At 69.5% G+C, this 11,597-nt stretch carries 11 protein-coding genes and 4 pseudogenes; 6 read left to right on the forward strand and 9 right to left on the reverse strand.

The window, feature by feature from the left end:
• Positions 1-3: 3 nt before the first annotated feature.
• From BOQ63_RS12390 to BOQ63_RS12405, 4 genes and pseudogenes are all read left to right on the forward strand, one after another.
• On the forward strand, positions 4-585 hold the full coding sequence (locus BOQ63_RS12390) for an HD domain-containing protein (protein WP_072654233.1): 582 nt from the start codon (positions 4-6) through the stop codon (positions 583-585).
• Positions 586-712: 127 nt separating this feature from the next.
• Positions 713-1,012 carry a DUF8825 domain-containing protein gene (locus tag BOQ63_RS12395; RefSeq protein WP_143174705.1) on the forward strand — a complete coding sequence of 100 codons (300 nt, stop codon included), beginning with the start codon at positions 713-715 and terminating at the stop codon, positions 1,010-1,012.
• Between the two features lie 321 nt (positions 1,013-1,333).
• Positions 1,334-2,074: pseudogene (locus BOQ63_RS12400) on the forward strand (ATP-dependent DNA ligase); the annotation flags it as partial.
• 54 nt (positions 2,075-2,128) lie between these two features.
• Positions 2,129-2,392: a hypothetical protein gene (locus BOQ63_RS12405; protein ID WP_072654236.1), complete on the forward strand. Its 264-nt coding sequence runs from the start codon at positions 2,129-2,131 to the stop codon at positions 2,390-2,392.
• Positions 2,393-2,517: 125 nt separating this feature from the next.
• Here the strand turns inward: BOQ63_RS12405 and BOQ63_RS12410 are convergent.
• Positions 2,518-2,817: pseudogene (locus BOQ63_RS12410) on the reverse strand (transposase); the annotation flags it as partial.
• Between the two features lie 343 nt (positions 2,818-3,160).
• Here BOQ63_RS12410 and BOQ63_RS12415 point away from each other — a divergent pair.
• On the forward strand, positions 3,161-4,402 hold the full coding sequence (locus BOQ63_RS12415) for an IS110 family RNA-guided transposase (protein ID WP_150475843.1): 1,242 nt from the start codon (positions 3,161-3,163) through the stop codon (positions 4,400-4,402).
• A gap of 21 nt (positions 4,403-4,423) precedes the next feature.
• Here BOQ63_RS12415 and BOQ63_RS12420 read toward each other — a convergent pair.
• The 8 genes and pseudogenes from BOQ63_RS12420 to BOQ63_RS12455 form a co-directional block, all read right to left on the reverse strand.
• Positions 4,424-5,127: pseudogene (locus tag BOQ63_RS12420) on the reverse strand (transposase); the annotation flags it as partial.
• Between the two features lie 76 nt (positions 5,128-5,203).
• Positions 5,204-5,368 (reverse strand): annotated as a pseudogene (locus tag BOQ63_RS12425) (IS5/IS1182 family transposase); the annotation flags it as partial.
• Complete coding sequence (locus BOQ63_RS12430) at positions 5,361-6,332, reverse strand: DUF5996 family protein (RefSeq protein ID WP_072654238.1); 972 nt, start codon at positions 6,330-6,332, stop codon at positions 5,361-5,363. The gene BOQ63_RS12430 and the pseudogene BOQ63_RS12425, both read right to left, overlap by 8 nt.
• Before the next feature lie 464 nt (positions 6,333-6,796).
• Positions 6,797-7,096 (reverse strand): PspA-associated protein PspAA, encoded by a 300-nt coding sequence (pspAA, locus tag BOQ63_RS12435; RefSeq protein ID WP_072654240.1) that lies wholly within the window; start codon positions 7,094-7,096, stop codon positions 6,797-6,799.
• 31 nt (positions 7,097-7,127) lie between these two features.
• On the reverse strand, positions 7,128-7,706 hold the full coding sequence (locus BOQ63_RS12440) for an MmgE/PrpD family protein (protein WP_223885914.1): 579 nt from the start codon (positions 7,704-7,706) through the stop codon (positions 7,128-7,130).
• Between the two features lie 118 nt (positions 7,707-7,824).
• A complete protein-coding gene (locus BOQ63_RS12445; RefSeq protein ID WP_072654242.1) occupies positions 7,825-9,819 on the reverse strand; it encodes a phage tail family protein in 1,995 nt (664 codons plus the stop codon).
• A 57-nt stretch (positions 9,820-9,876) separates the two neighbouring features.
• Positions 9,877-10,089, reverse strand: a complete 213-nt coding sequence (locus BOQ63_RS12450; protein WP_072654243.1) for a hypothetical protein — start codon at positions 10,087-10,089, stop codon at positions 9,877-9,879.
• A 26-nt stretch (positions 10,090-10,115) separates the two neighbouring features.
• Positions 10,116-10,628 (reverse strand): hypothetical protein, encoded by a 513-nt coding sequence (locus BOQ63_RS12455; RefSeq protein WP_072654244.1) that lies wholly within the window; start codon positions 10,626-10,628, stop codon positions 10,116-10,118.
• 345 nt (positions 10,629-10,973) lie between these two features.
• Between BOQ63_RS12455 and BOQ63_RS12460 the strand changes: the two genes are divergently transcribed.
• Positions 10,974-11,546: a hypothetical protein gene (locus tag BOQ63_RS12460; protein WP_143174707.1), complete on the forward strand. Its 573-nt coding sequence runs from the start codon at positions 10,974-10,976 to the stop codon at positions 11,544-11,546.
• The last annotated feature ends 51 nt before the right edge of the window (positions 11,547-11,597 follow it).

Genomic DNA, 11,597 nt, shown 5'->3' on the forward strand with positions numbered 1-11,597 from the left:
CCAGTGGCCGACGACCTGTCCTCCGTCGCCAGGTTCCTGTTCGAGGCCGGGACGCTCAAGCACACCAAGCGCACCGGCTGGTGGATGGCCGGCGTACGCGACCCCGAGTCCGTGGCCGAGCACTCGTGGCGGACCGCGCTCCTCGCCTCCCTCATCGCCAAACTCGAAGGCGCTGACCCGGCCCAGGCCGCGTTCCTCGCGGTGTGGCACGACGTCGCCGAGACCCGCACCGGCGACGTCAACTACGTCGGTAAGAAGTACGCGACCAGCGCGGACCCCAACGCGGTAGCCGCCGACCAGGTCGCCGGCATGCCCGAAGTCCTGGCGTCGGCCGTGCGGGACGTCATCGCCGAGTACGAGGGCAAGGAGACTGTGGAGGCCATCTGCGCCCGGGACGCTGACAAGCTCGAATGTCTGATCCAGGGCGTCGAGTACCGGGCGCAGGGCTACGTGAACGCCCAGCGGTGGATCGACAACAGCCGCGGGCGGCTCACCACGAAGACCGCGAACGCGCTCGCCGACGAGATCCTGGCGACGGACTCGCTGGACTGGCTCCGCGCGGCTCTCGGCGAGCAGCCGAAGTAGCCCGCGCCGGTCGTGCCCGCGTTGGCGCGCGTACCTGGGGTCTTCAGCGGCCCTGCGGGTGACCGCGTCCCAGCTCCTGGGGGGTGGCTTCGCCGTGCTCGGGCGGAGCCACCGTACGATCTCGGGCGTGGCCAAGGAAGAAAAGACGTTCGATTACCCCGAAGATCTGCGGATGGCACAGCGCGCCCTGGAGGCCGTGCAGGAACGCCGCCGCGCCTTCCTCGCTGGGCTCCCGTCCTTCGGCGGGGACCTGGCCGCCGCCGAGCGCGGCCTGGACGAGGAGCAGATCGCGGAGTCCAAGCGGCTGGAGGAGGAACGTCAGGCCAGCCACGTCGTGTGGGTGGACGAGTTCTGGGCCAAGCTCCCGCCGGAGGACCGCGCAGACGCGCGGTCGAAACTCAAGCACCTGCCGCCGGCCGACGCGTAGGCGTCCGACTCTGGCCGCCCGGATGCCCGCCCGCCGCCGCCCGATCGGGTGGCGCGCCGCGACGGCTGGTGGTTGCGGCCGGCTCGGCGGGTAACCACCGAGGTGTGCTGCCGATCAGCGCTCCCGTTCCCCTGGCGCTGGCCAGCCCCGTCGACCAGCTGCCGACCGGGCCGGGCTGGGACTTCACCGCCAAGGTAGACGGCTGGCGCGCCCTGATCATCACGGGGCCGAAGCCGCGGATCTACAGCAGGCACGGCACCGACCTGACCCGCGCCTTCGCGGACATCGCCGAGGCCGCGCGCCCTCCCCGAGGCCGCTCTCGACTGCGAGCTCCTGGCGGTCCTCCCCGACGGCAGCCTCTCCTTCGGCCGTCTCCAGTCCCGCGCAGGCAAGGGCCCCCGCGCAGGTGAGGGCTTCACCGTCCAGGCCGCCGTCTTCGACTGCCTCGCCGACGGCCCAACCGACCTCCGGCCCGCCCTGCTGCCCGACCGTCGCCGTCACATGCTCGCCGTACTCGAGGACGGCCCGCTCTCGATCCAGGCACTCCCGGCCACCAGCGACCCCGCAGCGGCGATGAGCTGGATCGGCGGCCTGGGCGGAGGCGTGGAAGGCGTCGTCGGTAAGCCCGGGGCGGCGCCGTATCGGGCCGGCCGCACCTCGGGGTGGGTCAAGTTCCGCACGACCTGGACCCTCGACGCCGTGATCATCGGCGTCGCCGCTGCCCGCAATCCCGCGCAACAGGCCCTGGTCCTCGCGATGCCGACCATCGGCGGCACGCTGCGTCCGGTCGCCGTCAGCCTGCCTATCGCCGACGCGCTGCGCACCCAGCTGGCCGGGCTGCTCCACCCCACCGGGGACAAACTGGCCGAGTTGCCCGGGACGATCGGCGGGCTGCCTGGGAGCCCGCCGACCACTTACCTGCCCGTCGAGCCCACCACCGTGGTCGAGATCGAGTCGCACCAGGGAACACCTGAATTCGGGCGGATCCGACACCGGCCTCGCGTGCTGCGTGTTCGCCACGACCTCGCGCCGTCGGACGTCAGAACGCTGGAGCACCGGTAGGCCCACCTCATCGGCCAAGGTGCGGGCGCCGTGGCGCTGCTGCATCGTCGAGCTATGGCGATCACCGTGCTGTTCGAGATGGAGCCGGGGCAGATCCCCGACCCGGAGAACGAGGCCTCGGGGGTGCTGCGCGTGCACGCCGCCGCCACCGATCCCGATGTAGTCGAGGACCCTCTGGACCAGACCCTCTGCGGGCGCAGCACGGCCGCCTTGGTCCACTCTCACTATCGGCCGGTCCGCCCGGGCGAGCCCTGGTATCCGTTCTACTTGCGGGCCCGCCGGTGCCCCGAGTGCGAGGACGTTCTGCGCAGGACCTGACCGCCCGGGCTCCGGGGTACGGGCCGCCGAAGCATCGCCAGCTCATGGCAGTATGGACGGTCGACAGGACCCGGTCGAACTGCTGGAGCATCGACCACGGGTCTGGGGAGCGTATTTGGTCGTGATCAAGGAGCAGTTTTGGTGAGGTCCTTGATCCAGATCATTGCGCCGCGGAGGTGGAGGCCGGCGAGGTAGCTGCCGGGTGTCTTGTCGTAGCGGGTGGCGATGCCTCGCCAGGCCTTCAGCTTGTTGATCAGGCGCTCGACCGTGTTCCGCTCTTTGTAGAGGTCGGCGTCGTGGCTGACGGGCCGGCCGCCTGCGCTGCCCTTCTTCTTTCGGTTGGCGGCCTGGTCCCTCTTCTCCGGGATGACGGCCTTGATCCTGCGTCGACGCAGGTGGGCGCGGTTGCCGCGGGACGAGTAGGCCTAATAGGCGTTGAGGGCTGGGAGTTGGGTCAGCTCTGGCAGGGGCCGGGCGAGACGTCTTGCTGTATGCCGCGCTTCGAGCGCTTCGACAAGAGCGACGCGTGCGCGGCCCCTGCCGCTTGGGACTGGGCCGCCGTAGCGTGCCGTGGTTCGAGCCGTTTTCAGGGCCACCTCTTGATCAGCCGGAGCCGTGGAGCTCTTCACGAGAGCGAGGACCCTGGGAACAGCTGGGGCCACGGACGGCTGATGGGGTGGTGCGCCAGCGAGCGCTTCTATTAGGTCGCCGAGTGGTCCTGCCGCGGCTCGACGCCGACGGACAGCGAAGTATCGAAATGAGGCGCGCATGCACGTGACCTGCGGAATCGACTGGGCCGAAGACCATCACGACGTGGCCTTGGTCGACGCCGACGCCCGCCTTGTGGGCAAACTGCGGATCGGCGACGATGCGGCCGGCTTCCAGGACCTGCTGCGACTGCTCGCCGAGCACGGCGACAGCCCGGAGACTCCGGTCCCGATCGCGATCGAGACGTCCCGCGGGCTCCTGGTGGCCTGCCTCCGGGCTTCCGGACGCCGAGTCTTCGCGATCAATCCGATGGCCGTCGCGCGCTACCGGGATCGGCACACCGCCTCCCGCAAGAAGTCCGACCACCAGGACGCCGTCGTCCTGGCGAACATCCTGCGGACCGACGCCGAGCTTCACCGACCCCTGCCGGGCGACTCCGACCTGGTCAAGGCGATAGCCGTCCTCGCCAGAGCCCAGCAGGACGCGGTCTGGGACCGCACCCGAGCCCACAACCGACTGCGCTCGCACCTGCGCGAGTACTACCCGGCGATCCTCGAAGCGTTCGCCGACAAGCGCGAACGATTGCTGGCGCGTGAAGCCCGCGCGATTCTGGCGATCGCGCCCACGCAGGCCGAAGCAGCCAGGCTCACCCGCAGCAAGCTCAAGGCCGCCATCACGAGGGCCGGCCGCCAACGCCGGATCGACGCCGAGACCGACCGTCTGCTCGAGGTGTTCCGCCGGACCTGGCTTCGTCAGCCTGCGCTGGTGGAAACGGCGATGGGACGTCAGACACTCGCCTTGCTCGCCCAGCTCGAAGCAGCCTGCCAGGCCTGCGACGACCTGGCCGGCGGCACCGAAGAGCTCTTCCTGCAGCATCCCGACGCGGAGATCATCACGAGCTTCCCGGGCCTCGCCGTGCTCACCGGCGCCCGGATACTCGCCGAGATCGGCGACGACCGCACCCGATTCGACACGGCCCGGGACCTGAAGGCCTACGCCGGAAGCGCCCCGGTGACGCGGGAGTCCGGCAAGAGCCGTCGCGTCAGCCACAGACGGATCAAGAACAGCCGCCTGGCCGCGACCGGCAGGCACTGGGCCTTCGCCGCACTCACCGCCTCACCCGGCGCTCACAACCACTACAACCACCGGCGGGACACCGGCGACCGCTACTACGCGGCCCTCCGGAACCTGTTCAACCGCATGCTCGGCCAGCTCCACCACTGCCTGACCAGCCGCCAGCCGTTCGACGAAGCGATCGCGTTCGCACCGCCGAAATCAGCACCACTCGCCGCAGCTGCTTGACCCGATAACTGCATGGGGTGTCTTGTCCCCGGCGACCGCGTCGGGTCGGGTGCGGGGACGACCGACCGGCCCGCGGACCCGCAATTTCTTGAGCACGGGAACGAACTGCGGACTGTCGGCGGCCTGCCCCTCGGTCAGCACGAACACCAGCGGGCGGCACTTCCGCTCGCCCGCGACATGGACCTTGCTGGTCTGCCCGCCTCTGGAGCGCCCGAGCAGCGCGGTCTTCAGGCGAAGCTTGCGCCGCCGCCGGGCACGTCGTCGCTCTTCGCGTTCTGGATCATCTGCGGCGTCCTGTCCGTCTTGTTCCTCCGGGCCGCCCCTTTTTGCCGGGCCTTCTCCGCCTCGTCGGCGGCCTTCTCCAGAGCCGCCAGGGCGTCGGGGCCCAGGTGCATCCCGGCGGCGTCGTGGTGAGCCCGAACGGTGGTGGAATCCACGCTGACCAGCGACAAGTCCACCTCGCCCCGCCTCGCGGCCTCCGCGATCGCGCCCTCCATCAGGGCTCCGAAGACGCCCGCGTCACGCCACTGCCGGAAGCGATTGGAAATGGTCGACCACGCACCGAACTCCGACGGCATCTCCCGCCACTGCCCTCCGGTCTTGAACCGCCAGATCACGCCCTCGAACTGCTGCCGCAGCCGCTCCGGGTACGGGCCGTACTCGCCGATCGGCAGGTACGGCTCGATGAACTCCCACTCCGCATCAGTCAGTTGCACTCGCGTCACGCGACATGATCTACCCGATCAGGCCTCGCCATGAGGGCGAATCCCCCAGATTGATCACGACCCGATACCCGCCCTAGGGCGGGGAGCCGCGCTTCTCAGCGTAGTCCGCCAGGACCGGTCCCAGGTCGAGTGTCTCGTCGACCAGGTCCGCGACGAACCGGGCCAGGTGGCCCTCGGGCAGCCAGTCGTCCAGCGACGGCGGCAGCAGCAGGACCTGATGCGGGTCATCCGAGTCAGGAATCTCGACCTGAGTCAGCCGTGCTGGTACTGGACGGGCGCGGGCGTGTTTTGCTCATGTACCAACCCTCGACGCGGGGTCCGACGAGGTCGGACGGCCAGCCTGCCGTCTCGACGGCGGCATCGTAGACGGCGTCACCGAACGCCACAATGGCCTGGTGCGGGTCCGCTGTCTCCCTGAGCTTGGCCCACGGCAGGCGAACCAGACCGGCGTCGGGATGCCAGGCGGCGCCCTCGACACCCCAGGACCGGCCCCCGAGACCGTCCGGCTGGGGCCAGATGTACGCGTACATGCCGACGTGCGGCGCCTTGGCATCCCCGAAGGAGAATCCCACCGACACGTACGCGTCGAGCTGCGCGTTCTGCATGAACGGCGGCTGGTGGGGCGTCGGCACGGTGGGCAGCGCCCGGTAACGCGTGGCGGACAGGTCGAAGCCGCCCCACATCACACCGACCCGGGGGCGGTATCCCAGGAAGGGGGCCTGCCACGCCTCGAGCCCGTCAGCGGCGAGGTTCAACGCTGTCCAGATCAGCCGGGCCGCGTCGCCATCCCAGGTACGTTCGACGTGATCGTCCTCGAAGTGCGGCGGGGCATCCGGAATCTCGCAGATCAACGAGCTGCGCGGTCGGTGTATGCCGAGCTCGTCCGCCGCATCGCAGAAGGACGCATAGAACATGGCGACTGATCCCTTGGACAATGGCACCGTCCGCGAGCCGTTGTCGGCCTCGATGACCACGCCACCGTCGAGCAGGTTGTAGTGCACCGTGAAGGTCACGCCTCGCTGCCGAAGGGTTGGCGTACTGAGCCCTCGGGGGGTGACATCGAGGACGATGTTTCCCCAGCCGACTTCGAAGGGCTCGTCGAGGGTGTACTTGCCTGCGACCTGTATCACCCGGTTCACGTAGTCGACCATGGGCGCCAGGTCCTCATAGACCAGCACCGGCCACGCATTGACACGCTCGCTCACAGAGAGCCTCCCGGCGTATCGATGGGATCAGCGGGAGGGGACATCAGGTGCAGCGCCCGCTCCCTCATGCAGCGTCGGGCGGGCCTCGGACACTGAACTACGATCCAGTACCCAATTCTCACACGCAGGTCAGGGTCCTGCCCGCTCGGTGGCGCCGGGCGTCCGACCGACATGCTGGGCCCAGGGCGCGCGGCGGCTGCGCCCACTACGAACCCCGCCCCACCGACCCGCGCCGCTGGGGCTGCGGGTGAAGGCCGGCCTGGACCGGCTGGAGTGCCCGGGGCGCGTGGAGGCCCGTGCCGCACAGGGCTTGGGCCCGCTGGTGCTGCCCGCCCCGACCAAGCGGGAGCTGGTGGCCGCGATGGTGACCGCGCCGAGCGATCCGTGGTGGGGGTCCGGCTGCAGCATGCCCGCGACTTTCCGGATCGCCGGGCGTAGGTCCGGCGTCGGGTTGTCGGGGGTGGTCAGCCGGGGATGAGGCCGTCGTCGCTGAGTATTTCGCGGACCTCGTCCAAGGTCGCGTTGAGGCCGAGCAGGATCAGTTCGGAGGGCTTCAGGGCGTCGTCGGGAAGGGGTTCGCCCGGGCGGCGGACTGCGCTCAGGAGGGCGCCGAGGCTCCTCCTGAAGCCTTCCTTGTCGCCGGTCTCCATCTCTTCCAGGAGCTCGTCGTCGAGCTTGTTCAGCTTGGCGAAGTGGGCGTCGGCCGGCTTGACCTGGCCCTCGCGTTCGAGCCGGTCGAACCCGTCCGGGTCGAGGTTGGGCATAAAGGGCAATCCGTTCACATCAAATGCCCTCTCAGTCCAGGGCGGGCCGCACGGCCGGGGTGAGCAGGGCGGTCAGCTGGGAGATGTCGTCGAGGGCTTCGAGGCCGAGGACGGCGTTCTCGATGGCGTCCTGGCGGCCCCGGGAGACCACGGAGTGCGTCAGGCTGCGGTACTTGTCGACGATCTCCGTGTTGGTCAGGAGGCGGTCGCCGGTGCCGCGGGGGTGCCGGACGACCGCCTCGCGGACGCCGCCGTCTTTCAGGGTCAGGCGCAACCGTGTAGTGAGCCTTTCATCGGCCGGGAGCCGGTCGTACGCCTGCTCGTGGCGTGTTTCCGTGCGGTCGATCAGATTCCACACGTCGTCGCGATTGATCCGCTCCTCGGTGAACTGGTCGATGAGCACGTCCCCGTCGATGAGCGCCACCGCCACCGTGTAGGCCACGTTCATCTGGGCGCCGATCGGCGCGAGCGGTCGGACTGCCCGCCACCCTCCGTGTCCATAGGCGGCTTTCGGTAGGTCGATCTCGATCCGTTCGACCTGGTCGGCCGTCAGCTTGCGCTCCGACCGCAGGTGGAGGGCGGCGTCGATGGCGGCATGCAGCAGGCCCATGGCGGCGTATGCCTTCACCGCGATGCGCTCGGTCTCCCAGACCGTGCCCAGGCCCGCAGTGATCTGCCCGGCGTCGGGGCTGTGCCCCTCTCCGAAAGTGGACAGGAAGCCGCCGTACTCACATGAGGCGTCGGACGCGCGCGCCCACCCCAGTGGCCAGCGGGGTCAGCGCCACGGCGAGCTGGGCGAACGCTGCGGCGATCCCCGGCAGGACCGGCATCAGAGCGCCGACCAGCGCGGAGATGATCGGCGCGAACAGAGCACCGAGTGCCTGGAGCGCCGGGGCGAGTGCGCCCGCGACGGCGGCCACCACCTGGCCGACGAGCGGCAGCAGCGGGGCCAGGCCGTTGACGATCGCGGCGATCGCCGCCCCGACCGGGCCAAGGCTCGGGCCGATCGCGGCCAGCCCGGTAGCGAGCGCGCTCGCTACCGTCTGGAGGCTCGGGGCGATCGCGGCGATCGCTGGCCCCAGCGAGTTGATCAGCGAGACGATCGCCGGACCGAGCGTCGTGAAGATCGGCCCGAGCGCGGGGGCGATCGCCCCGACCTGTGTGACGACCGCGGCCAGGATCGGGCCCAGCTGCGCCGCGATCTGGCTGACCGTCCGCAGCAGGTTCCCGACGGCGTCCTGGCCGCGCGCGGAGTTGACGAACTCGGCGAACGCGCCGGTGATCTGCTTGAGGTTCCCGAGGAGGCCTCCCCCGACGTCACCAGCGGCGGAGAAGACACCGCTGATGATGCGCCCGACGTTGAGAACGACGGCGCCGAGCTCGGTGAAGACCTGGAGGGCGCCGTTGACCCAGCCGACGGCGGCCCCGGATTGCCCTGCTTGGAAGAGGAACGAGCCGAACGACGCGGCGGCCCGCTGGAGGCCGGCGGCCAGTCGGGTGCCGAACGCCTCGCTGACGGACCGGCCGATCTCCAGGACGCCCTGGACGATGTCCTCGGCGGCCTGGGCAACGCCACCCATTGCGGCGCGGGTGCCGTCCAGGATGCCCTGGACGTTACGCACGCCGTCGCCCGAGGCGACGTACCCCAGGACGGCGGATGCGGCGCGCCCCCAGTCGGCGGCGATCCCGGCAAGGCCCGCCTTGAGTGGGCCTTGAAGAGCCTTCGCGGTGGCGGTGATCTGCCCGGCGACCGCGCCGAACAGGCCGTCCTGCACGGAGTTACGCAGGTCGTCGAACGCGGGCTTGAGACCGCGAACCTCTCGCGCCGCCGCCTGCGCCTTCGGCGACAGCCCTTCAAGGGACTTCTCGAACTCCTTGGAGTCCCCGGTGAGCCCGGCCTTGAAGGCGTCACCGACACCCATCAGCGCGAGCTTCAGCGTCCCCAGTGCGGTTGCGTAGCCGAGCGCCGCCGCCGGTGCCGCGGCAACGATCCCCACCGCCGGGGCGAGAGCGGCTACGAGGCCGCCCACCGCCTTCGCCGCGCCTGCGGCGGCGATGCCGATCGCGCCGACCTTGAGCAGGCCGCCAAGGGCACCGGCGACCCGACCGGCGCTGCCGCCGAGAGCAGCGAGAGACCGGGTCAGCCGGTCGCTGTCGACGTCGGTCTCGACGCGAATGTCCGGAGCGCGGTGCGCCCGGATCCGGGCATCGACTCCGGAAAGGTCCGGGACGACGCGGACCTTGAACTCCGTCTCGCTCAGAGCCGAGCGGATGCGGGCGGCGAACCCGCGCAGGTCCGGCAGGACCGGAACCTCGATGCCTCCCAGGCCGCGCAGCCCCCGCACCAACTGCGCCTCGAAGCGGCGCAGATCGGGCAGGATCGGGACGTTGATCCCGTTGAGGTCGCGCAGCCCGCCGACCAGTTGCGCCTCGAAGCGGCGCAGGTCCGGGGAGACGGGGACCTCGATCGCGCCGAAACCCCGCAGCTGGCGCCGCAGAGCCGTGCCGAAGCGCCTGACATCGGGCTCGATCTGGACGGCGATGGCGCCGGCGGCGCGCAGCCCGCGCTCGATGTTCCGCCGGATCTGCGCGCCGACGGTACGGGTGCTGCGGTCGAGAGCCTGCTGGATGCGGCTGCCGAGGGTACGGGCGTCGGCGACTGCGCCCGCATCGTCCAGCTCAATGCGGATGCGGCCAACGCCGTAGTCCTCTTCCAGAGCCAAGGCAACCTCACGCGAACGCGGTGGTTGCCCGGCCCAAAACCAGCGGCAGTGTCCAGACTAGCTGGTGCGGCCTCCGGCGAGCCTGGCGTCCTCGGCGGCCAGCTGCGCCATCAGTGCCTGGGCACCGGCAGCGTCCAGGCGTGTGCCGGCCGGTCGCATACGCCGCCCGTCGCGGGAACGTGGCGGCATGTAGAGCTTGGCGCGGTTGCGCTGACGCTCTGTCTCGTCTGCCGCCGCGTCATCGATGGCGGCCTCGGCTGCTGAAAGCATGACCCGCAACGGCCAGAGGTGCAGGTCTACGCCTTGGAGCGCGAGGTGGCCCTCCCAGGAGTCCCAGGACGCGGCGATGCTGTCGCAGAGCCGCTGGACGACGTAGGAGGGCGCTGGCCTCCGTACAGCTCGACGACCCACTCCATCAGCTCGATGAGCACTCGGTCCGGCAGGCGCAGCCCACGGTCGACCACGCGGGCGCCCTTGCGGCCGCCGGCGGCCTCTCGGGCCTGCGCCGGGTCGCCGTGGGAGCTGACGGTCTTCCCGGCGGCGACGATGTCCCAGCGGGCGAACTCCTCGGCCGACTCCGGGAGCATGAGGCTGGCGAGGAACAGCCGCAGGGCGACGGTCGCCTCACGAACCTGCCCGAGGTCCACGTCCGGGTTCGACAGGTCGAGATCCAGACTCTTGTAGGTGTCCTGGAGCCGGCTGTAGGCGTCCAGGAACTCATCGCCCAGCACTTCGGGTTGGAACCGCAGCTCGTGGTCGCCGACTTCGGCGATGTGCGGCTCGGTGTTCAGTGCGAACGTCTTCTTCACGGGTGAGCCCTTCCACTCCCGTGCCTGCGCCCGGCCCAGAACCAGCAGCGTGCGACGAGCTTAGCCAGCGATCCTGGTGGCGACCGTGCAATGCGCCTCTGCGCGCCCCGCACGTCCTCTGTTCTTGTGACCGCCCCGGTCCATGGCCCCAGCGTCTGACCTGTCTCTTTGGGGACCGGCCGCCTTGCCCGGTCCCAGGTGGCGAACCGGGCGAGTTTGGAACTTCCCCAACGAACCCCCGGCCATCTCTGACTACTCGTGACGTCTCTTCCCAGATGTGTCGCGCGGTGAGACGCTAGATATGGGTTCGCCGGTAGGACTTGCTGATGGCAAGAGGTGGTTCCGATGGGTGCACACACTCATTTCGGCAACGGAGAATCTGTCGGCGCCGCAAGTAGGGTCGTTCGGCCAGGGATCATCACCCTCGGCTTTGCGGTACTGATCTTCCTCATCGTTCGCCTCGCCATGGGGCCTGAAGATGCCGGATGGATCGCTGCACTTGGCTCACTCGGTGTGGGGCTTCTGATCATAGGGTACTTTCTTCCAGATCCCGAAGAGGTCGGCAATGTTGAGGTAATCGGGCTACTCAAAGTTGAGCGCCTAAAACGCCTCGAAAAGGGGCTGAGTCAAGTGTCCAAGGCCGCTTTCCGGGGGATCCTCGGCTCACACGAACGCTCCCACCTCAGAAAATTGAATAAGCAAGAAGCCGACATAGTTCACTACCAATCGGGGCTACAGACGGAATGTGAACGACTAGAGGCTTTAGGGTATCTCCAGGCCACAGACAAGAGCCGTGGGCTGCAAGCCCTGAGAGACGAAATGGGAAACAAAGAGGGCTTCGCTCTGGCGAAATACGCCCGCATCACACCGGACGGCAAGGAGTACCTTCGGCTCTACGACCAGGTGGCTCCCCCATAAGGATCTCCGAGTATCGCCAGGCTGGGGACTACCCGCGACGAGCATCGGCGC

This window comes from Streptomyces viridifaciens, assembly GCF_001888885.2.
GTDB classification, from domain to species: Bacteria; Actinomycetota; Actinomycetes; order Streptomycetales; family Streptomycetaceae; genus Kitasatospora; species Kitasatospora aureofaciens.